We start from the raw sequence: 20,608 nt of genomic DNA, 5'->3' as shown, positions 1-20,608 counted from the left end.
GATTGGCGCGAACAGCGCGTATCAATTCCTAAACACCCAATAGCATCAAAACGAGGCAACCATGACCTTTCAGCCTGCCGAATGGCCCCGCAAACTCCGCTCTCAGGAATGGTTCGGCGGATCAAGCAAGGACGCAATTTACCATCGGTCGTGGATGAAGAACCAAGGTCTGCCCGCGGATCTTTTGGATGGTCGTCCGGTGATCGGTATCTGCAATACGTGGTCCGAACTGACGCCTTGCAACGCCCACCTGCGCGATCTCGCCGAACGCGTGAAATTCGGTGTGTACGAAGCAGGCGGGTTCCCCGTCGAATTTCCCGTGTTTTCCCCGTCCGAGGTCGCACTGCGCCCCACTGCCATGATGTTCCGCAACCTATGTGCGATGGACGTCGAAGAATCTTTGCGCGGTAAACCCATCGACGGCGTTGTGCTGCTCGCAGGTTGTGACAAAACTACGCCCGCCTTGCTGATGGGCGCGGCATCCGTCGATATTCCGGCGATCATGGTGTCCGGTGGCCCCATGTTGAACGGTAATTTCCGTGGTGAAGTCGTAGGGTCCGGCACCCACATCCGCCATTTCTCTGCCGAAGTCGCAGCAGGCAACATGACACCCGAAGAATTTGTCGCGGCAGAGGCGTCAATGTCCCGCTCTGCTGGGTCGTGCAACACGATGGGCACCGCGTCCACAATGGCGTCGATGGCTGAAGCGCTTGGTATGGCGCTATCCGGCAACGCCGCGATTCCCGCCGTTGATAGTCGCCGCCGCGTAATGGCCCACATCACGGGCCGCCGTATCGTGGATATGGTCAAGGACGACCTGAAACCGTCTGACATCATGACCAAAGAGGCATTTGAGAACGCAATCCGCACCAACGGCGCAATCGGCGGGTCCACCAACGCGGTGGTCCACATGCTTGCCCTTGCGGGTCGTTGCGAAATCGACCTGACGCTGGATGATTGGGACCGCTGCGGCAAAGGCGTGCCGACAATTGTGAACCTGATGCCGTCCGGTAAATACCTGATGGAAGAATTCTTTCACGCGGGCGGTCTGCCCGTCGTGATCAAACGCTTGGGCGAGGCGGGGATGCTGCACAAAGACGCGTTGACCGTGTCCGGCGGGACCATTTGGGACGAAGTCAAAGACGTCACCAACTGGAACGACGACGTGATCCTGCCCGTTGAAAAAGCACTGACCGCATCGGGGGGCATCGCCGTGCTGCGCGGCAATCTTGCGCCAAACGGTGCGGTGCTAAAACCGTCCGCCGCCAGCCCGCACTTGATGAAACACCGTGGCCGCGCCGTCGTGTTTGAAGACATCGACGACTACAAAGCTCGGGTAAACAGCGACGACCTGGACATTGATGAAACCTGCGTCATGGTCCTGAAAAACTGCGGGCCGCGTGGCTATCCGGGCATGGCAGAGGTCGGCGATATGATCCTGCCGAAGAAGGTCCTGCAAAAGGGTATCCGCGATATGGTGCGCGTGTCCGACGCGCGCATGTCTGGCACAGCCTTCGGGACCGTGGTGTTGCACACCGCACCAGAAGCGGCCGCAGGCGGGCCATTAGCGGTCGTGCAATCGGGCGACTTTATCGAACTGGATGTCGAAGGGCGCACACTGCACCTCGACATTTCCGACGACGAATTGGCGTCGCGCTTGGCAGCGTGGAAACCGAGCGTTCCGGCGCCAAACGGCGGCTATGCGCAGCTGTACCATGACAAAGTCATGGGCGCGGACACAGGCGCGGATTTTGATTTCCTTGTCGGGTGCCGCGGAAATGAAGTCGCAAGGGAGAGCCACTGATGGGAACCAATATCTGCCTCGTCGGCATCGGCAAGATCGCGGTCGACCAACATGTGCCTGCAATCAATGCATCGGGTGACTGGACCCTCGCTGCGACAGTCAGTCGGGCGGGGACCGTGGACGGCGTGCCGTCCTACACCGACTTCGACCAAATGCTGGCGGATCGGCCCGATATCCCCGTGATTTCGCTTTGTCTGCCGCCAGTCCCGCGCTTTGATTTCGCAGCCAAAGCCATCGCTGCGGGCCGCCACGTGATGCTTGAAAAACCACCCGGCGCGACCTTGGCAGAGGTGCATGCGCTGCAACAAATGGCCGCCGAAAAGGGCGTCAGCCTGTTTGCGACATGGCACAGCCGCGCGGCAAAAGCGGTGCAGCCTGCGAAGGCGTGGTTGGCGGACAAAACCATCACATCGGCGCATATCAACTGGAAAGAAGACGTGCGCAAATGGCACCCAAACCAAGACTGGGTGTTCGAGGCGGGGGGCATGGGCGTCTTCGATCCGGGCATCAATGCGCTGTCCATTATCACCGAAATTCTACCCTTCGAGATGCGGCTCAAACACGCAACTTTGGAATTTCCATCCAATCGCGACACACCTATTGCGGCAAAAATGCAATGGGCAGACAACGTCAGCGGGGAATTTGACTGGCGTCAAACTGGTCCACAAAGCTGGGATATCACGGTTGAAACGACTGCTGGTACGGCGGAAATCAAAGACGGTGGAACGCGGTTCTTGATCGATGGAACGGAACAAGACACTGGCGATGTCGGAGAATATTCAGCGCTGTATGCGCAGATGAGTAATCTCGTAAAATCAAATGCTTCGGATGTTGATTTGCGTCCAATGGTGCACGTGGCGGATGCCTTCACTTTGGGCAAACGCACTGTGACTGACGCCTTCGAATTCTAGGCGCAACCGCCCCTTCAATTCGCTAATACAACCCCCGCCGGAGGCACCCGTGTGTGCCCCCGGCCATAGGCTCTGTTTTCATTTCGCCTAAAATTTACCATTTGATAAAAAAATTTTCTGTGCCAAGCTGAACGCAATTCAGGATAGACAGAGAGTTGCCCATGGCCACCCCATTGACTCCCGGTATTGCTGTCGGCCGCTTGCCCGCCGACGAAATCGCCGAGAACTTTAAAGACCTCCACGCGCCATACGCGCCGCACGAAGCGTCGGTTGCGGCTGACCGGTGTTATTTTTGTTATGACGCGCCATGCGTGACGGCCTGCCCAACGTCGATTGATATTCCGTTGTTCATTCGCCAGATCACAACAGGCACGCCAGAGGCCGCGGCGCAAACGATCTTTGACCAGAACATTCTGGGCGGCATGTGCGCCCGTGTTTGTCCGACCGAAGACCTGTGCGAACAGGCCTGTGTGCGCGAAGCTGCTGAAGGCAAGCCTGTCGAAATCGGTCGCTTGCAGCGTTACGCTACTGACACGCTTATGGACAAGAACAGTCATCCTTACGAACGCGCAGCACCAACTGGCAAACGCGTCGCCGTGCTTGGCGCGGGTCCTGCGGGCCTGGCCTGCGCACACCGTCTTGCGATGCTGGGTCACGAAGTAAACCTGCTCGATTCCAAAGGCAAAGCAGGCGGTCTGAACGAATTCGGGATCGCTGCTTACAAATCCACGGACAACTTCGCCGCGAAAGAAGTTGAATGGCTGATGGGCATTGGTGGGATCACCTTCCACAAAGGCCAGATTTTGGGGGAAAGCTTCCAACTGGACGAACTTGTCGCAAACCATGACGCGGTTTTCCTTGGCGTGGGTCTTGGCGGTGTGAATGCGCTTGGCGTGCCGGGTGACGATCAGGATCAGGTGTTCGACGCGGTGCGCTTCATTGCCCATCTGCGGCAGTCCGATGATCTGTCCCAACTGCCTGTCGGGCGCAACGTTGTGGTGATCGGCGGCGGGATGACCGCGATTGATGCGGCAGTCCAATCGAAACTGTTGGGCGCGATGAACGTGACAGTTGCCTATCGTCGCGGGCGTGATGCCATGGGTGCCAGCACCTACGAACAGGACCTCGCCGCATCGAAAGGCGTCAACCTGATGTTCAACGTGCAGCCCAAAGCCTTGCACGCGGATGATGAAAACTACGTCGAATTCATCGAACTGGAATACACGCAAGACGACGGGTCCGGCCTGAAAGGCACAGGCGAAACCGTGAAACTTGAGGCCGACCAAGTGTTCCGCGCCATTGGTCAAACCCTGACCACAGACGGCGGGCTTGCGCTGGACGGCCGTAAAATCGCGGTCTCTGAAACGGGCAAAACCAGCAACGATAAGGTATGGGCTGGTGGCGATTGTGCCGCGGGTGGTGACGATTTGACCGTGACTGCCGTTGCCGAAGGGCGAGATGCCGCGATGGATATCCACGCCACACTGATGGGTGCCGCCTAATGCGGATGGTGCCAACCTTGATCGGCGCAATGTCTGTTTGTTCTCCCGCGTGGGCAGACATTGCACCGTTCTTGGGCGCGCACTGCGGCACGAGCGAAGTGATTTACATCGAAGAAACCAGTGCCGGTTTCAACGAACATACGGTGTGTGATTACCTGTCCGATCCGGTGGTCAAATCCCGTTCCATCGAGGCGTCATTGGCATGTCGCAATGTCTACGTGCTGGATGCCTCGACCGATCCCATTACGGTGGAAGAAACCGACCACCAAAACATCGTCCTGCGGATGCATCGCACTGCGGACAACGAAAACTATGATGCGTTTATCGACGGCGCGCCCATCGGGCGTTTCGGCGCTTGCGGTTAAGGAGGCTACTCAATGGCTGATCTCACAACTGAATTTCTGGGTATCAAAAGCCCGAACCCATTCTGGCTGGCCTCCGCGCCACCAACTGACAAAGAATACAATGTGCGCCGCGCTTTTGAAGCAGGCTGGGGCGGCGTCGTCTGGAAAACACTCGGGTCCGAAGGCCCGCCGGTCGTGAACGTCAACGGTCCGCGTTACGGCGTGATCTACGGCAAAGACCGGACCGTGTTGGGGATCAATAACATCGAATTGATCACCGACCGCGATCTGTTCACCAACCTTGAAGAGATCAAACGCGTCAAAGCCGACTATCCGGACCGCGTGATCATCGCGTCCATCATGGTGCCGTGCGAAGAAGAAGCATGGAAAGCCATCTTGCCGCTGGTCGAAGACTGCGGTGCTGACGGGATCGAACTGAACTTCGGGTGTCCGCATGGTATGGCCGAACGCGGTATGGGCAGTGCTGTGGGTCAGGTGCCTGAATACATCGAAATGGTGACGCGCTGGTGCAAGCAATACTATAGCAAACCGGTCATCGTGAAACTGACGCCGAACATCACCGACATCCGCAAACCAGCGGCTGCGGCGAAACGCGGTGGCGCGGATGCGGTTAGTTTGATCAACACGATTAACTCGATCACCTCTGTCGATCTTGATGCGATGGCCCCAGAACCAACAATCGACGGCAAAGGCACACACGGCGGCTATTGCGGTCCGGCCGTAAAACCAATCGCCATGTCCATGGTGTCAGAGATCGCGCGCGACCCTGAAACGCACGGTCTGCCGATGTCCGGTATCGGCGGTATCACCACATGGCGTGATGCGGCGGAATACATGGCGTTGGGCTGTGGCAACGTACAGGTTTGTACGGCTGTGATGACTTACGGCTTTAAAATCGTTGAGGAAATGATCAGCGGCCTGTCCCAATGGATGGATGAAAAGGGTTACACCAACACGTCCGATTTCGTCGGCATGGCTGTGCCAAACGTCACCGATTGGCAGTACCTGAACCTGAACTACGTCGCCAAAGCCCAAATCAGCCAAGACGACTGCATCAAGTGCGGTCGGTGCTACGCAGCCTGCGAAGACACATCACACCAAGCGATTGCAATGACCGAAGACCGGACATTCAGCGTCATTGACGAAGAATGCGTCGCCTGTAACCTTTGCGTTGATGTTTGTCCGGTTGAAAACTGCATCACAATGGTCGCGATGACACCGGGCGAGGTTGATCCGCGCACGGGCAAAGTTGTCGAAAAAGAATACGCCAACTGGACGACGCACCCGAATAACCCGAGTGCCGTCGCCGCCGAATAGCGGAACCAACCATGGCTTTGGTCGTTGCTCTGTCGAAAGGAGACCACGTTGACCAAAGACCACGGACCGTCCATCAAGGATGACGAAACATACGAGGCCCTGCGCGAAGACGGGGCCTCGAAACAAAAAGCGGCTCGGATCGCGAATGCGCAAGCCAGCGACGATCAAAACCCATCGGAAAAAGGTGGCAAAGCCCCGCCTTACGAAGATTGGACCAAAGATGATCTGTACGATCGGGCGCAAGAACTAGAGATCGACGGGCGGTCAGACATGACCAAAGACGAATTGATCGACGCGCTGCGAAATTCATAAATGAAAAAGCCCGCCAAGCGATTTTTGCGGGCTTTTTGCGGGGGTTTACCAGCCGTCTTCGGTAATAATTTTGTCGTCAGCCACGCCCATATCTTTCAAGGCATCGCGCATCGCATCCACAAAACCACCCGGACCGCAGATGTAGAATGGTTGGGTCTTGTCAGTAACCAGCTTTTCCAACTCAGCTTGGTCGACCTTGCCTTTGGTGTAGGCCGTATCCTCCTGATCCGAGATGTAGAAAATCGGATCAACACCGGCCAGCGATTCCCACGTTTCCTTCAGGATAATGTCGTCGTCGGTCTTGTTCGCAAAGATCAGCGTGTCGCCTTTAATCCCTTCGCGTTCGTGCTTTTTCAGGATTGCAATAAACGGTGTTACACCGGCACCTGCGGCCAGAAAAACGCCAGCGCCATGGTCTTGGATCGCGCCAAACGGGCCGTCAGCCTGCGCAATATCGCCGATGCCAAGATCAGGCACATGTTCGGTCACACCGTCATGATCGGGGTAGGATTTGATCACAAAGCTCAGGCTGGATTCATCGGGTTGCGACACCATCGTGAACGGGCGTCCTTCATCCTTGATCCCGTCTTTTTGAAACGCCAGCTCAGCGGCCTGTCCGGGTGCGAATGTGAAATTCTTCGGACGTCCAAACATCAACTGGTATGTATCGTGCGTCACCGGAGTGATCTCTTGCAGGACTAATTTATGGGTCATTTCAATCTCCTTTGGCGGCATAACCGCATAGGTTTTGAAATGTTCCGATGTCCGGTTAGACGGCCAAAAGTCGGCGGAAAACATCATCCAAATGGGATTCCGCAGATACAAACGGATCTGTGTCGCCCAAAATGGATCGGACCTGCACATCAAAATCCGCGTAATGCTGGGTCAGTGACCAGATCGAAAAGATCAGATGAACGGGATCGACAGGTCTAATTTTGCCATCGGCGATCCAGCCTTCAATGACTGTTGCTTTGGCTTCGACAAGCTCACGCAGCTCACCAGCCAAAACATCTTTGATCCGTGGCGCACCTTGCAGAATTTCATTGGCGAACAGGCGGCTTTCACGGGGGAAATCGCGGCTCATGGCCAGTTTGCGGTTCGCGTAGGCCAGAATTTCTTCAACGGGATCGCCGTTGTCATCCATCTGGTGCAGGGGTTCCAGCCAGTTTTCCAGCAGTCGCGATAGCAGCGCGCTGTAGATCGCATCTTTTGATGGGAAATAATACAGCAGGTTCGGTTTCGACAGTCCGGCAGCGTCCGCGACCTGATCTAACGTCGATCCGCGAAAGCCAAACTGGGAAAAAACTTCCAACCCAGCGGCCATGATAGCGGCTTGGTTTTTTTGCTGAATACGGGTGGCTGACTTAGGCATGAGTTACACTTTGCACAAAAAGGAAGCGAGGGAAGCAATTTCTACGCCAGTGGCGCACTTTTTTTAGGAATAACGAAGGTAGGCGGCAGAAAGCTTGACTGAGTCTTGCCCTCTGTTAGCGTGTCTTTGACCAGATGGTCAAATAAGCAAGCAGTAGACGGGGGTCGCCATGCCAGCACCAGGTGAAAATCTCAAAGTGAACGGATCTCGTTTGTGGGACACGCTGATGGAGATGGCAAAAATCGGCCCTGGCATTGCAGGCGGGAATAACCGCCAGACTGTCACGGACGAAGACAGCGAAGGGCGGCATCTTTTCCAAGATTGGTGCACTGCCGCGGGCTGCACGATGGGTGTCGACACGATGGGCAACATGTTCGCCCGTCGCGAAGGCACTGATCCCGATGCGCTGCCAGTCTACGTCGGGTCGCACCTTGATACACAACCGACAGGCGGCAAATACGACGGTGTGCTTGGCGTGCTCAGCGGTCTCGAAGTGATCCGCACGATGAATGATCTGGATATCAAGACGAAACACCCGATCGTTGTGACCAACTGGACGAATGAAGAAGGCACACGTTTTGCGCCTGCCATGCTCGCGTCCGGTGTTTTCGCGGGTATGCATACCCAAGAATGGGCCTACGAACGCGAAGATGCGGAAGGTAAGAAATTCGGCGAAGAACTCGCACGGATTGGTTGGAAAGGGGACGAACCCGTCGGCGAACGCAAAATGCATGCGTTCTTTGAATTGCACATCGAACAGGGACCGATCCTAGAAGCCGAAGGTAAACAAATCGGCGTCGTCACGCACGGCCAAGGTCTGTCTTGGACCCAAGTCACGATCACCGGCAAAGAAAGCCACACGGGTTCAACCCCCATGCCAATGCGCAAAAACGCGGGTCTAGCGATGGCGCGTGTGCTTGAAAAAGTTGAGGAAATCGCGCTGTCACACGCGCCTCATGCAGTGGGTGCTGCTGGCCACATCGACGTGTACCCCAATTCGCGCAACGTGATTCCGGGTAAAGCAGTCTTTACGATTGATTTCCGGTCGCCAGAACTTTCCGTGATACAAGATATGGAAGCACGGCTAAAGACCGAAGCGCAGGCCATCGTCGACGCAATGGGCATGTCGATTGAATTCGAAAAGGTTGGTGGTTTTGATCCGGTCACCTTTGACGAAACCTGCGTGACAGCGGTGCGCAACGCCGCTGAACGGTTGGGGTATTCCCATATGAACCTGATCTCGGGCGCTGGGCACGACGCATGTTGGATCAACCGGATGTTCCCGACGGCGATGGTGATGTGCCCCTGCGTGGACGGCCTATCGCATAACGAAGCGGAAGAAATCAGCCAAGAATGGGCCACCGCTGGCACGGATGTTTTGTTCCACGCAGTTGTCGAAACGGCAGTGATCGTCGGTTGAATGGGGCGTGGTCATGTCGAAGGGCTGGTCACTGATGGTTAATGTGTGGCACCACTACGCCCAGTAACCCAAGACCCAGTCTTATAAGATGATGACCAAGAATAAGTGAGAAGTTAATGAAACGTCTGATCCCACTCCTTGTACTGCCGCTGGTTGCGGCCTGTGCAGATCTGACCCCCGGTCCTGTTGATGAAAATGGTGTGCCAATTCCGCCGCCACCGCCGCCTTTGCCACCACAAGTGCAGGCCGCAATGCCTGACGGCATGCCGCGTGATTTTGTGTTCGAAGCTGCGAACGGATGTTGGGCTGTTGGGATCGAAGCGGGTGAACCGCGCACTGGCAGGCCTTTGCGTGATGCCGCTGGCAACTGGGTCTGCAACGAAGGCGTGATCGCGCCAGATCAGATCGAAACGACAGCCGCGACGCTGCCTGCTGCGACCTGATGCACGCGGGGGTGATCATAACCGCCCTCGGGACGTTGGCTGCGTGCCAGCGTCCATTGCCCGCACAGGGGTTTGTTCAAACGGACGGGATTGTACCGCTAACGGTCGAACAATCCCTGCCTGACGATGTTTCTGCCTTCAGCGTCCTTCAACGCGACGGCTGCTATTATTACCCATCGTTCGACAGGCTTATCCTGATCGAAACAACAGCGGCGCCCGACGCCGCTGTTCAATGCAACGCATAATTTCAGAAAGTGACTTCCATGTTTTCCATCACACACAAAACACTTGCCGCCCTGACACTTGCCACCTTTGCGTCCGCCTGTTCCGGCCCTGTCGTGATCCCGGTAGGCCAACCAGAACCAGTTGAACCCGGCCCGATTGTTGCAGCAACCCAACCATTCCCGGCCGAAGTAACTGCAGCGCTGCCACCTGAAATCCCGGCCTCTGCCGTGAAAGTCCAAGATGGCTGTTATTTCTACCGCTTCGGCGACGACATCCGGCCCGTGTCCTTTGACGGCGTGAACCCGGTTTGTCCGACAGCAACCGCAGCTGCCGCTGCTGCTGCGCCACCCGCTTAACGCATTCTGACTGCAGGAGACCCCCAATGACCACCAAAGTGATAAAAAACGGCACCGTTGTCACAGCTGATCTGACCTACAAGGCAGACGTGCTGATTGAAAATGGAACGATTATTGAAATTGGGCCGAACCTGTCAGGTGACGAACAACTTGATGCCACCGGCTGCTACGTCATGCCCGGTGGCATCGACCCCCATGTGCACCTAGAGATGCCGTTCATGGGGACCTATTCCACCGATGACTTTGAAAGCGGCACCCGTGCTGGTCTTGCTGGCGGCACCACAATGGTCGTCGATTTCTGCCTGCCGAACCAAGGCGAAGGGTTGATGGATGCGATCAAGCGGTGGGACAACAAATCGACCCGTGCGAACTGCGACTATTCCTTCCACATGGCCGTGACATGGTGGGGCGAACAGGTCTTCAACGACATGGAAACCGTGATCAAGGATCGCGGGATCAACACGTTCAAACACTTCCTCGCCTATAAAGGCGCGTTGATGGTGAATGATGATGAACTCTTCTCATCCTTCAACCGCCTCGCTGACCTTGGCGGCATTGCGATGGTACACGCCGAAAACGGGGATGTGGTGGCGGAACTGTCCGCGAAACTGCTCGCCGAAGGCAACACAGGACCAGAGGCGCACGCCTATTCCCGCCCGACCCAAGTTGAAGGCGAAGCCACCAACCGCGCGATCATGATCGCCGATATGGCGGGCGTACCTTTGTACGTCGTGCACACGTCCTGCGAAGAGGCCCACGAGGCGATCCGCCGTGCGAAAATGCAGGGCAAACGCGTCTGGGGCGAACCGCTGATCCAGCACCTGACGCTTGATGAGTCAGAATACTTCAACAAAGACTGGGATCACGCCGCCCGTCGCGTCATGTCCCCACCTTTCCGCAATAAACAGCACCAAGACAGTCTGTGGGCGGGCCTTCAGTCCGGCACGCTGTCCGTCGTGGCGACAGACCACTGTGCGTTCTCAACCGAACAAAAACGCTTCGGCGTGGGCGACTTCACAAAGATCCCTAACGGCACAGGTGGTCTTGAGGACCGCTTGCCGATGCTCTGGACCCATGGTGTCGCAACGGGTCGCCTGACGATGAACGAATTCGTGGCGGTGACGTCGACGAACATCGCGAAAATCCTGAACTGCTACCCGAAAAAGGGTGCTATTTTGGTCGGGGCAGACGCGGATATCGTGGTTTGGGACCCGGAGAAATCCAAGACAATCACTGCAGGCAGCCAGCAATCGGCAATCGATTACAACGTCTTCGAAGGGAAAGAAGTCAAAGGCCTGCCGCGCTTCACCCTCACACGCGGCCACGTCGCGATCCACGACGGCGAAGTCCGCACACAAGAAGGCCACGGCAAATTCGTACAACGCGAAGCCAACACGCCAGTCAATCGGGCGCTGTCATCCTGGAAAGACCTAACTGCACCACGACCCGTACAGCGGTCCGGCATTCCGGCGACAGGGGTATAATCCAAAGCATGGCGCGCCCATTCACATCAATCGCGGTCGGGTACTCTGTGGCAATTCTGCCCGTCGCGATTCTTTTGGCGCTTATGACGTTGGTTCAAAATCTGCAAAATCCGGTCCCGGTCGAAGTTTCACAGATGGACTGGGAAATCCGGACAACAGCATTGGAAATGTTCATTGGTGCCTATTGCGTCGGATTCGTGGCCAGCTTGCCATTCTTCGCCGCCTTCCGTTGGCTGGCCGGAAGACGTGGACGTCTCCACTACAAAGCAGCAAGCGTAGATGGCGGGTTCACCGGTGTTATGGCGCTTGCCGCAATGATCTTCATGACAGATGCGAGCTTGGGCAGTGATGCGCTGTGGGTCACAGTTGTGTTTGCTGGCATCGGGTGTGCCAGTGGTGTTTTGTATTGGTGGGTTGAAAAGGCGTTATCAGGGCGCAATCAAACGACCCTATCTAACGAGGTTCCTGTATGAAATTTGCTTTAACCGCTTGCTTGTCTCTCGTGCCGTCTGTCGGCTTATCCCAAGTCTACGGCGATGCGGCTGGATGCGCTTGGCTCGCGGGGGAGCCTGTCGCGACGGATAGCCTTTACCTTTACGATCAGAACACGATCCAACGTGCCGAAAGCACATGCCCCGTCACTGGTGCCCTGCAAGTCGGATCAGGGGCCACAGTCGTAACCGTCGAATGTTCCGGCGAAGGCGACACGTGGGAAGATTACTACATGATCATGACCACTGCGGATGAAAACACTCTGCTTATCCACCCCGAAGCCTACCCCGAATTTGTAACTGAAATGAAGGTCTGTGTACCCCAATGACCAATCCGCCCATCCCCTTAGGCCGGACGATTTTCGAAGCTGGCATTTTCACGCAAGAAAGCCAGATCGTTGGCAAAAACCGCTTTGATGTTGAGCGTTGCATGGGGTTCAACGCAGGCCACCTGGCGCAGGGTTACACCGTCGCGCACCTGCAAATAGCGCCGAAATACAACGATTGGACCTTCCGGCGGTACACCCAGATGCACGGACACGCCGCCGACTGGGACCCCGAAGAAATGGGCGAAGATACACGCACAGCCGAAGAGGCGCTGATCGCGAATGGCTACACTGTCGATACCATGAAAAACGAAGTCATGATGATGGAGTTTCACACATCCGGCCCGAAACGGTTGATCAAAATTATCCCGACCGTGAACCCCACCGCATGGCCGCAATACCCCGAATCCGCTGGCGCGCCGCAATGGATCTTGCATCACCCGCTCGCGATGACGGTCGCCGCTTTTGTCGGACCCCAAGACACCTATACGATCTGAAATAGAAAGAACGCGCATGCCCACAGTCGCCGAATTGGCCGCGAAACAACTAGGCTCTGGCCCGACAGGAACAAATCCTGCGGCAAGCGCTGTGATCACGGCCCGTAATCTGGATCTGACATTTCAGACAAACGACGGTCCGGTGCATGCGTTGAAAGACGTGAACCTTAATATCAACAAGGGTGATTTCGTCAGCTTTATCGGGCCATCGGGTTGCGGTAAGACAACATTCTTGCGCTGCATTGCGGGTTTGGAATCGCCAACGGCAGGCGACATTTCGGTAAACGGCATGACGCCGGATGAAGCGCGACGCGCGCGCGCCTACGGCTATGTTTTCCAAGCAGCGGGTCTGTACCCATGGCGCACAATCGGGGGCAATATCCGGTTGCCGCTTGAAATCATGGGCTTCGACAAGGCCGAACAGGCCAAGCGCGTTGAACGTGTGCTTGATCTGGTGGACCTCAACGGATTTGATCGCAAATTTCCATGGCAGTTGTCAGGTGGGATGCAGCAGCGGGCGTCGATTGCGCGCGCGCTTGCGTTTGATGCCGACATCCTGCTGATGGACGAACCCTTTGGTGCGCTTGATGAAATCGTGCGTGATCACCTCAATGAACAATTGTTGCAGCTTTGGGCGCGGACCGAAAAAACCATTGGCTTTGTAACCCATTCGATCCCAGAGGCGGTGTATCTATCCACCAAGATCGTCGTCATGTCCCCACGTCCGGGACGCATTTCTGACGTCATCGAAAGCACACTGCCCCGCGAACGCCCCTTGGACATCCGCGATAGTCCCGAATTCATCGAAATTGCCCACCGCGTGCGCGATGGACTGCGGGCGGGGCATCAAGATGATGCGTGAGATCATAGTGTTTCGCATAAATAAGACAGGGGGCCTCGCATGAAGTCGATCCTTCCGGTTTTAACCGTCATCGGCGCGATTCTGTTGTTCTGGATCGTTTGTGTTCCAATGATGAATATGCATTTGGTTGCGGATCAGGCGCAGCGCGACGAACTGGTCGTCACACCTGACACACCCGCCGCGCGCCAGGATTATTCGGGTGCGGGGCTTGTACTGCGCAACACACATTTGATCCCGCTGACCTACACCTTCGTGCGCCCCCGTCTGCCGTCACCGCATCAGGTGGCGGGCGAGATGTACGACACGATCATCGACAAGAAAATCACGTCGAAACGCAGTCTGGTCTACCACGGCTGGGTGACGCTCGCGCCTACTCTGCTTGGGTTCCTGATCGGGACCGGGCTGGGCATCCTTTTGGCTGTGGGGATCGTTTACAGCCGTGTGATGGACAAATCGGTGATGCCGTGGGCGATTGTCAGCCAAACCATCCCAATTTTGGCGCTTGCCCCGATGATTATCGTGGTCCTTGGATCAATGGGTATTCAGGGGCTTTTCCCGAAATCGATCATCGCGGCCTACCTGTCGTTCTTTCCGGTCGTGGTCGGCATGGTCAAAGGATTACGTAGCCCTGACGGGATGCAGCTCGATCTACTCCGCACATATAACGCATCGAAATCACAAGGGTTCTGGGCACTGCGTTTGCCAGCTTCTGCGCCCTATCTGTTCGCTTCGCTCAAGATCGGCATCTCGGCGTCACTCGTTGGGACCATCGTGGCTGAACTGCCGACAGGCGCAAAAGCAGGCTTCGGCGCGCGCATGTTGGTAGGCGATCAATACGGGCAACCGTTGGTGTCTTGGGCCGCGCTATTTGCGGCTGCATTGACGGCAGCGGCGCTCGTCGGACTATTCAGCCTCATCGAACGGATCACGCTGAAACGGATGGGGATGGCCGCGACATGATCGTTTTATATGCAATCCTGATTTGGGCCGCCGGATGGTGGTTGAATGTGAAGCTGGCCAATGGGCCGCAATCCGAAAACCCGATTGTGAAGGTACTTATCCCCGCGATCTTCGGGATCACTGTTGTGATCGTCTGGGAACTGCTGGTGCGCGGGTTTGACGTGAACCCCGTAATCCTGCCTGCGCCGTCATCCATCGGGGCGCGGTTGATGGTCGAAGGACCGCGGCTTTGGGCGGATTTCCAACAGACGATCATCAAAGGGGCGATGACCGGCTACATCATCGGCGGGCTGGCGGCGTTTGGTGTGGCCATCTTGGCCGACAGGTCCGATTTCCTAACGCGGGGCATCCTGCCGGTCGGTGGTTTTATGGCGGCCTTGCCGATTGTAGGAACTGCGCCGATTTTCGTGAAATGGTTGGGTAGCGATTGGGAATCCAAAGCAGCTGTTGTGGCCGTGATGGTCTTTTTCCCGATCCTCGTGAATACGGTTGCGGGGCTGAAAGACACCAGCGCGATGCAACGCGACCTGATGCGAACATATGGGGCAGGTTACTGGCCGACGCTGTTCAAATTGCGCCTGCCTGCGGCGATGCCGTTTATCTTTAACGGGCTTAAGATTGCGACCACTTTGGCGCTGATCGGGGCTATTGTTGCTGAATTTTTTGGCTCTCCCACGGTCGGGATGGGTTTCCGGATATCAACCAGCTTTGGTCAGCTTGCGCTGGACATGGTCTGGGCAGAGATTGTCATCGCAGCCCTTGCGGGTAGTGCGTTTTATGGCGCGATGACTTTGATCGAAAAGCGGGTGACGTTTTGGCACCCGTCTCAACGATAAGACGACGATAAAAACGACGCCAAAATGGCGCGCATTTATGAACAAGGAGAGAGACATGAACAAGATTATGATTGCGGCTGCAATGGCGGCTGGTATGGGCACATCCGCTTTTGCGGACGGCCACGCAAACACCGTAACGCTGCAGTTGCAGTGGGTGACACAAGCGCAGTTCGCAGGGTACTACGTCGCACTTGATAAGGGCTTCTACGAAGAAGAAGGCCTTGATGTGACTGTTCTGGCAGGTGGCCCAGACATTGCACCGCCACAGGTTTTGGCAGGTGGTGGCGCTGACGCGATGCTGAACTGGATGCCGTCTGCATTGGCCGCCCGTGAAAAGGGTCTGCCCGTTGTGAACATCGCGCAGCCGTTCAAAACATCCGGCCTGATGCTGACCTGCTGGAAAGACACCGGCATTGAAACTGTCGCGGATTTCAAAGGTAAAACCATCGGCGTTTGGTTCTTCGGCAACGAATATCCGTTCCTGTCATGGATGTCCCAAGAGGGCATTTCCACAGACGGCGGTGAGGATGGCGTGACGGTCCTGAAGCAAGGCTTCAACGTTGATCCACTGTTGAACCGCGAAGCAGATTGTATCTCGACCATGACCTACAACGAATATGGTCAGGTGCTGGACGCAGGCGTGAACCCTGATGAACTGGTCACGTTCAAGTACGAAGAACAAGGCGTCGCAACGTTGGAAGACGGCATCTACGTGCTGGAAGAGAACCTTGAAGATCCAGTGTTCGTCGACAAAATGGTCCGCTTTGTACGTGCGTCTATGGAAGGCTGGAAATACGCGGAAGCCAACCCAGAAGAAGCAGCTGGCATCGTTTTGGATAACGACGAAACCGGTGCGCAAACTGAGGCAGCTCAGGTGCGCATGATGGGCGAAATCGCGAAACTGACAGCGGGTTCCGACGGCACGCTTGATCCGGCGGACTACGAACGCACAGTGGCGACGCTGCTGGCTGGCGGGTCTGATCCGGTGATTTCTGCAGCTCCGGAGGGCGCATGGACACATGCGATCACGGACGAAGCGCTGAAGTAAGCAGGTTTTCGTTGAAATGATGCGCCTCGGTCTTCGGGCCGGGGCGTTTTTTGTTTGTGCGGGAGCCTCTGGCGGGGATTTGGAAAGACCCAAAGAAACCAGATGTCGCATTTGGACTGGCAAGCCTTTGCGATTGCGGCCTATCTGGCGCAAAGGAGAGCATATGGCTTATCTACTCGGCGTCGATACTGGCGGGACATATACCGATGCGGTCATCTTGGATGAAGCCGCTGACGCGATCTTCGCGACCGCGAAATCGCTGACCACGCGCCCCGATTTGTCCTTGGGCGTTGGGGCCGCGATGGATGCGGTGCTGGATACGATTGATCCGGCGGACATCGCTATGGTGTCGCTGTCCACGACACTTGCCACGAATGCGCTGGTTGAAGGACAAGGTGGGCGGGTTGCGCTGATCCTGATCGGTTTTGAAGAGGCAGAGCTGAACCGCGCTGGTCTGAATGACGCGTTGCGCGGTGATCCAGTTGTGTTTTTGGCGGGTGGGCATTCCCACGCCGGTGCGCCGCTGCATGACTTGACCGAGGATGATGTCGCGGCTGCCATCGCGGATTTACCGGATGGACTGACGGGTTTCGCTGTTGCCGCTAGTTTTGCCACCCGCAATCCTGAACATGAAATCATCGCGCGTGACACCCTTCGCCGCGCAACGGGTCTGCCTGTGACCTGTTCGCATGAACTGTCCCAAGCGCTGGGCGGACCGAAACGTGCCCTGACCGCTTTGCTGAACGCCCGCCTCATCGGGATGATCGATGGGTTGATCACAGCTTGTGAAACGCACTTGGCCGGACGCGGGATCAATGCGCGGCTGATGGTTGTGCGGGGCGACGGGGCGTTAGTGTCTGCTGACGTGGCGCGCGAAAAACCGATTGAAACGATCCTAAGTGGGCCTGCCGCGTCGATCGCGGGGGCCGCTTGGCTGACTGGCGAACAGAACGCTTTGGTTAGCGATATTGGTGGGACGACGACAGACGTTTGCCTGTTGCGCGACGGACGCCCGCAAATTGACCCGCAGGGCGCGCGCGTCGGTCCGTTTCGCACGATGGTCGAAGCGGTGGCGATGCGCACAAGCGGGCTGGGTGGCGACAGCGAAGTCCATGTCGTCGAAGGTTTGCAGGCTGGGCTGCGGCTTGGGCCGCGTCGTTTGATGCCTATCGCACTTGCCGCCACCCATTACCCCGACATCGTGCATCTCGCGCTTGATCAGGCGTTAAGTGTGGACCGTCCGGCGGTCGACGGTGGTCAGATTGTGATCCCGCTTTGGGCGACGTTTCCGCAAGGATTGGACCCGCGCGAAACCATCGTTGCAGAACGGCTGCGGCAAGGACCTGTACGTTTCGGAGAGGCCGTGACGACGCGGATGGAAAGCCCTGCGTTGATGCGCCTTGTTGGGCGCGGTCTTGTGATGCTGGCTGGGGTGACGCCGTCTGACGCGGCACATGTCCTTGGGCGCGTTGCGACGTGGGATGCTGACGCCGCCGAAAAGGCGCTGATCCTGTTTGCGCGCAAACGCAGCGGCAGCGGTGACAAGATCGCACCTGATGCGCAGCACTTGGCGCAGATGATTGTCGATCAACTGACAGCGCAAACTGTCGATTGCCTACTCGAGGCGGCTTTTGCCGAGGACCACCGCAATTGGGACATGGACCCCGCTGACCTGAGCCAGCACGTGTTGACCAAAGCCGGGCTCGATCAACACCGCGGGGTTATCGAGACGACCGTGAAGCTAGGCGTGCCCGTCATTGGCCTTGGGGCGTCGGCGTCGTCCTATTACGGGGCGGTCGGGGACAGGTTGAACACGCGCATGATCCTGCCGGAACACGCAGGCGTGGCGAACGCCATCGGTGCGGTTGTAGGGCAGGTCGCGATGCATGAAACGGGCACGGTCACCAGCAACGGGGTAGAACACTTTGCGACGCTTGGGCAAAGTTTCACGGACCAAACCGCTGCGATGACAGCACTTGAAGCACAGCTAAAATCGACAGCGACCGACAAAGCAAAAGCCGCCGGTGTCGAAGACATCAGGTTCACCATCAGCCGGGACATCAAAGAAGCCACCATCGAAGGGCAGCCCATGTTCCTTGAGGCAACCATCAAAGTTACGGCGCAAGGGCGACCGCGGATCGCCGATACGGCATAACCCGCCACTAACAGTTGTCTCACAATTCCGTCAGTTCAGTTGCGCGGATAGGGGGGATAGGTCAGAACAGCGGCATGATAGATGGCCGCGTTCGCACTTTAATTGATCCACCACTGAACGCCTTCGGGCGGTCGCTTGCCGCGCGCGGCGCGACTGCAAATGGCGTGACGCTTGCAGGTCTCGGGATCGGTCTGATTGCGGCCCTAATGATCTGCTGCGGCCTACCGGGTCTTGCGGTAGTGCCGCTTCTGATCAGTCGGATTGCTGACGGGTTGGACGGCGCGGTCGCACGTGCGACACAGAAAACGGACTTCGGCGGATACCTTGATATTGCTGCAGATTTTCTGTTCTACGGGATGATCCCGCTGGCATTTGTCGTGATGGACCCCCAATCAAACGGGCTGGCCGGTGCGTTTCTGCTGACGTCGTTCTACTTCAATGGAACGTCCTTCCTTGGCTTCGCGATCCTCGCGGAAAAGCATGACATGACGACACGGGCGCAGGGCGAAAAATCGCTCTATTACTCCAATGGCATTCTGGAAGGCACGGAAACGATTGTCTTCTTCGTGCTCCTTTGCCTGCTGCCTGCATGGTTCGTGCCAATGGCCTACCTCTTTGGGACAGCTTGCTTTGCAACTGGAATCCTGCGCATCTATGGGGCCCACCGGACCTTTTCGACGACGACCACTCACCATGAGGACTAAACTATGAAATACCTTGCCGTTCTTGCAGCTTTGACGCCCTTCGCGGCCTACGCTGACGTTGATCCCGCTGATTGGGATGCGGTCATTGCCGAAGCTGATGGGCAAACCGTCTATTGGAACGCGTGGGGTGGATCGACCAACACCAATGATTTCATCGCATGGGTCGGTGAACGTGTGTCCGAGGATTACGGCGTCACGCTCGAACACGTCAAACTGACGGACACGGCTGATGCCGTGACCCGCGTCCTGTCTGAAAAGCAAGCGGGCGAAAACGACGACGGTGCGGTCGACATGATCTGGATTAACGGCGCAAACTTCGCGGCGATGAAGGACGCGGACCTGCTGTTCGGCCCATACGCAGAACAACTTCCGAATTGGGCTTTTGTCGATGTCGACGGTAAGACTGTCCAGACAGATTTCACAGTGCCAACAGATGGTTACGAAAGCCCATGGGCGATGGCGCAGGTGGTGTTCGACTACGACACGGCAGACATTGACGCACCTTTGGCATCCATGAACGACATTCTGGAATGGACCAAAGCAAACCCCGGTCGTTTCACCTACCCACAGCCACCTGATTTCCTTGGCACGACGTTCCTCAAGCAGGTTCTGGTTGATATCCTGCCTGACCCGTCCGTTCTGCAGGTCGCGGCAACTGACGAAACCTACGATGACGTCACTGCACCGCTTTGGGCGTATCTTGATGAACTGACGCCAAATCTGTGGCGCGAAGGACGTGCATATCCGCCAACAGGCACCGCGATGTTCCCGATGATCGCAGATGGCGAAATTGATCTGTCGATTTCGTTCTCTCCAGGGGCGGCATCTGCTGCAATCGCGAACTTCGAATTGCCTGATACGGTGCGGACATTCGTCTTGGAAAAAGGGACAATCGGCAACGCATCCTTCGTCGCGATCCCTTACAATTCAGGGTCCAAAGCCGCGTCCATGGTTGTGGCGAACTTCATCATGTCACCAGAGGCACAGGCGCGCGCGCAAAACCCTGATCTGCTTGGCTACGGCACCGTTCTGAACATGGATGCACTGGACGCAGATGACCGAGCGCTGTTCGACGCGATTGAACTGGGCGTTGCGACACTGTCGCCTGCCGAACTAGGTACGGCTGTCGCAGAACCACACCCAAGCTGGATGACACGCATCGCAGACGACTGGGCAGGCCGCTACGGCGTTGCGCAATAAGCTATTGGCGGGGCTACA

Annotated in this window: 23 protein-coding genes; 21 read left to right on the top strand and 2 right to left on the bottom strand. The window is 56.8% G+C overall.

Annotated features, from left to right (window positions below):
* Positions 1-61 precede the first annotated feature (61 nt).
* From K3729_00765 to K3729_00740, 6 genes are all read left to right on the top strand, one after another.
* Positions 62-1,804 (top strand): dihydroxy-acid dehydratase, encoded by a 1,743-nt coding sequence (locus K3729_00765; protein ID UWQ99365.1) that lies wholly within the window; start codon positions 62-64, stop codon positions 1,802-1,804.
* Positions 1,804-2,715 carry a Gfo/Idh/MocA family oxidoreductase gene (locus K3729_00760; GenBank protein UWQ99364.1) on the top strand — a complete coding sequence of 304 codons (912 nt, stop codon included), beginning with the start codon at positions 1,804-1,806 and terminating at the stop codon, positions 2,713-2,715. The genes K3729_00765 and K3729_00760 overlap by 1 nt, the downstream gene beginning before the upstream one ends.
* Positions 2,716-2,876: 161 nt before the next feature.
* Complete coding sequence (locus K3729_00755) at positions 2,877-4,217, top strand: NAD(P)-dependent oxidoreductase (GenBank protein ID UWQ99363.1); 1,341 nt, start codon at positions 2,877-2,879, stop codon at positions 4,215-4,217.
* Positions 4,217-4,582 (top strand): hypothetical protein, encoded by a 366-nt coding sequence (locus tag K3729_00750; GenBank protein UWQ99362.1) that lies wholly within the window; start codon positions 4,217-4,219, stop codon positions 4,580-4,582. The genes K3729_00755 and K3729_00750 overlap by 1 nt, the downstream gene beginning before the upstream one ends.
* 12 nt (positions 4,583-4,594) lie before the next feature.
* Positions 4,595-5,899: an NAD-dependent dihydropyrimidine dehydrogenase subunit PreA gene (gene preA, locus K3729_00745; GenBank protein ID UWQ99361.1), complete on the top strand. Its 1,305-nt coding sequence runs from the start codon at positions 4,595-4,597 to the stop codon at positions 5,897-5,899.
* A gap of 48 nt (positions 5,900-5,947) precedes the next feature.
* Positions 5,948-6,211, top strand: a complete 264-nt coding sequence (locus K3729_00740) for a Rho termination factor (GenBank protein ID UWQ99360.1) — start codon at positions 5,948-5,950, stop codon at positions 6,209-6,211.
* Between the two features lie 45 nt (positions 6,212-6,256).
* Here the strand turns inward: K3729_00740 and K3729_00735 are convergent, their stop codons facing one another.
* The gene (locus K3729_00735) at positions 6,257-6,925 is read right to left on the bottom strand and encodes a flavodoxin reductase (GenBank protein ID UWQ99359.1); all 669 of its coding nucleotides are present in this window, start codon (positions 6,923-6,925) and stop codon (positions 6,257-6,259) included.
* A gap of 55 nt (positions 6,926-6,980) precedes the next feature.
* Positions 6,981-7,583: a TetR family transcriptional regulator C-terminal domain-containing protein gene (locus K3729_00730; protein ID UWQ99358.1), complete on the bottom strand. Its 603-nt coding sequence runs from the start codon at positions 7,581-7,583 to the stop codon at positions 6,981-6,983.
* Positions 7,584-7,752: 169 nt separating this feature from the next.
* Here K3729_00730 and K3729_00725 point away from each other — a divergent pair, with 169 nt between their 5' ends.
* The 15 genes from K3729_00725 (at position 7,753) to K3729_00655 (ending at position 20,590) form a co-directional block, all read left to right on the top strand.
* Positions 7,753-9,003, top strand: coding sequence for a Zn-dependent hydrolase (locus tag K3729_00725; GenBank protein UWQ99357.1), 1,251 nt, complete (start codon positions 7,753-7,755; stop codon positions 9,001-9,003).
* Positions 9,004-9,119: 116 nt separating this feature from the next.
* Positions 9,120-9,446 (top strand): hypothetical protein, encoded by a 327-nt coding sequence (locus K3729_00720; GenBank protein UWQ99356.1) that lies wholly within the window; start codon positions 9,120-9,122, stop codon positions 9,444-9,446.
* 11 nt (positions 9,447-9,457) lie between these two features.
* Positions 9,458-9,691: a hypothetical protein gene (locus K3729_00715; protein UWQ99355.1), complete on the top strand. Its 234-nt coding sequence runs from the start codon at positions 9,458-9,460 to the stop codon at positions 9,689-9,691.
* An 18-nt stretch (positions 9,692-9,709) separates the two neighbouring features.
* On the top strand, positions 9,710-10,027 hold the full coding sequence (locus tag K3729_00710; GenBank protein UWQ99354.1) for a hypothetical protein: 318 nt from the start codon (positions 9,710-9,712) through the stop codon (positions 10,025-10,027).
* 26 nt (positions 10,028-10,053) lie between these two features.
* Complete coding sequence (gene hydA, locus K3729_00705) at positions 10,054-11,511, top strand: dihydropyrimidinase (protein ID UWQ99353.1); 1,458 nt, start codon at positions 10,054-10,056, stop codon at positions 11,509-11,511.
* A gap of 8 nt (positions 11,512-11,519) precedes the next feature.
* Complete coding sequence (locus tag K3729_00700) at positions 11,520-11,984, top strand: hypothetical protein (GenBank protein ID UWQ99352.1); 465 nt, start codon at positions 11,520-11,522, stop codon at positions 11,982-11,984.
* The gene (locus tag K3729_00695) at positions 11,981-12,331 is read left to right on the top strand and encodes a hypothetical protein (GenBank protein ID UWQ99351.1); all 351 of its coding nucleotides are present in this window, start codon (positions 11,981-11,983) and stop codon (positions 12,329-12,331) included. Before K3729_00700 ends, K3729_00695 begins: the two co-directional genes overlap by 4 nt.
* Complete coding sequence (locus tag K3729_00690; protein ID UWQ99350.1) at positions 12,328-12,825, top strand: hypothetical protein; 498 nt, start codon at positions 12,328-12,330, stop codon at positions 12,823-12,825. The genes K3729_00695 and K3729_00690 overlap by 4 nt, the downstream gene beginning before the upstream one ends.
* Before the next feature lie 91 nt (positions 12,826-12,916).
* Positions 12,917-13,687, top strand: a complete 771-nt coding sequence (locus K3729_00685) for an ABC transporter ATP-binding protein (GenBank protein ID UWR00889.1) — start codon at positions 12,917-12,919, stop codon at positions 13,685-13,687.
* Positions 13,688-13,726: 39 nt separating this feature from the next.
* A complete protein-coding gene (locus tag K3729_00680; protein ID UWQ99349.1) occupies positions 13,727-14,647 on the top strand; it encodes an ABC transporter permease in 921 nt (306 codons plus the stop codon).
* Entirely contained in the window at positions 14,644-15,483 is an 840-nt protein-coding gene (locus tag K3729_00675) for an ABC transporter permease (protein ID UWQ99348.1), read from the top strand. The genes K3729_00680 and K3729_00675 overlap by 4 nt, the downstream gene beginning before the upstream one ends.
* Before the next feature lie 55 nt (positions 15,484-15,538).
* The gene (locus tag K3729_00670; GenBank protein UWQ99347.1) at positions 15,539-16,531 is read left to right on the top strand and encodes an ABC transporter substrate-binding protein; all 993 of its coding nucleotides are present in this window, start codon (positions 15,539-15,541) and stop codon (positions 16,529-16,531) included.
* Positions 16,532-16,694: 163 nt separating this feature from the next.
* Positions 16,695-18,686, top strand: a complete 1,992-nt coding sequence (locus K3729_00665) for a hydantoinase/oxoprolinase family protein (protein ID UWQ99346.1) — start codon at positions 16,695-16,697, stop codon at positions 18,684-18,686.
* Between the two features lie 74 nt (positions 18,687-18,760).
* Positions 18,761-19,390, top strand: a complete 630-nt coding sequence (locus K3729_00660) for a CDP-alcohol phosphatidyltransferase family protein (protein UWQ99345.1) — start codon at positions 18,761-18,763, stop codon at positions 19,388-19,390.
* Between the two features lie 3 nt (positions 19,391-19,393).
* Complete coding sequence (locus K3729_00655) at positions 19,394-20,590, top strand: ABC transporter substrate-binding protein (protein UWQ99344.1); 1,197 nt, start codon at positions 19,394-19,396, stop codon at positions 20,588-20,590.
* The last annotated feature ends 18 nt before the right edge of the window (positions 20,591-20,608 follow it).

This window comes from Rhodobacteraceae bacterium S2214, assembly GCA_025141675.1.
Taxonomy (GTDB): domain Bacteria; phylum Pseudomonadota; class Alphaproteobacteria; order Rhodobacterales; family Rhodobacteraceae; genus Yoonia.
The sequence above is the reverse complement of the archived record's forward strand: the minus strand, read 5'-3'. Positions and strand labels throughout refer to the sequence as shown.

Bases quoted from the DNA above. Each gene is read 5' to 3' on its own strand.
- K3729_00765 (UWQ99365.1), top strand. From the start codon at position 62: ATGACCTTTCAGCCTGCCGAATGGCCCCGCAAACTCCGCTCTCAGGAA.
- K3729_00760 (UWQ99364.1), top strand. From the start codon at position 1,804: ATGGGAACCAATATCTGCCTCGTCGGCATCGGCAAGATCGCGGTCGAC.
- K3729_00755 (UWQ99363.1), top strand. From the start codon at position 2,877: ATGGCCACCCCATTGACTCCCGGTATTGCTGTCGGCCGCTTGCCCGCC.
- K3729_00750 (UWQ99362.1), top strand. From the start codon at position 4,217: ATGCGGATGGTGCCAACCTTGATCGGCGCAATGTCTGTTTGTTCTCCC.
- preA (UWQ99361.1), top strand. From the start codon at position 4,595: ATGGCTGATCTCACAACTGAATTTCTGGGTATCAAAAGCCCGAACCCA.
- K3729_00735 (UWQ99359.1), bottom strand. From the start codon at position 6,925: ATGACCCATAAATTAGTCCTGCAAGAGATCACTCCGGTGACGCACGAT.
- K3729_00730 (UWQ99358.1), bottom strand. From the start codon at position 7,583: ATGCCTAAGTCAGCCACCCGTATTCAGCAAAAAAACCAAGCCGCTATC.
- K3729_00725 (UWQ99357.1), top strand. From the start codon at position 7,753: ATGCCAGCACCAGGTGAAAATCTCAAAGTGAACGGATCTCGTTTGTGG.
- K3729_00720 (UWQ99356.1), top strand. From the start codon at position 9,120: ATGAAACGTCTGATCCCACTCCTTGTACTGCCGCTGGTTGCGGCCTGT.
- K3729_00710 (UWQ99354.1), top strand. From the start codon at position 9,710: ATGTTTTCCATCACACACAAAACACTTGCCGCCCTGACACTTGCCACC.
- hydA (UWQ99353.1), top strand. From the start codon at position 10,054: ATGACCACCAAAGTGATAAAAAACGGCACCGTTGTCACAGCTGATCTG.
- K3729_00700 (UWQ99352.1), top strand. From the start codon at position 11,520: ATGGCGCGCCCATTCACATCAATCGCGGTCGGGTACTCTGTGGCAATT.
- K3729_00695 (UWQ99351.1), top strand. From the start codon at position 11,981: ATGAAATTTGCTTTAACCGCTTGCTTGTCTCTCGTGCCGTCTGTCGGC.
- K3729_00690 (UWQ99350.1), top strand. From the start codon at position 12,328: ATGACCAATCCGCCCATCCCCTTAGGCCGGACGATTTTCGAAGCTGGC.
- K3729_00680 (UWQ99349.1), top strand. From the start codon at position 13,727: ATGAAGTCGATCCTTCCGGTTTTAACCGTCATCGGCGCGATTCTGTTG.
- K3729_00675 (UWQ99348.1), top strand. From the start codon at position 14,644: ATGATCGTTTTATATGCAATCCTGATTTGGGCCGCCGGATGGTGGTTG.
- K3729_00670 (UWQ99347.1), top strand. From the start codon at position 15,539: ATGAACAAGATTATGATTGCGGCTGCAATGGCGGCTGGTATGGGCACA.
- K3729_00665 (UWQ99346.1), top strand. From the start codon at position 16,695: ATGGCTTATCTACTCGGCGTCGATACTGGCGGGACATATACCGATGCG.
- K3729_00660 (UWQ99345.1), top strand. From the start codon at position 18,761: ATGATAGATGGCCGCGTTCGCACTTTAATTGATCCACCACTGAACGCC.
- K3729_00655 (UWQ99344.1), top strand. From the start codon at position 19,394: ATGAAATACCTTGCCGTTCTTGCAGCTTTGACGCCCTTCGCGGCCTAC.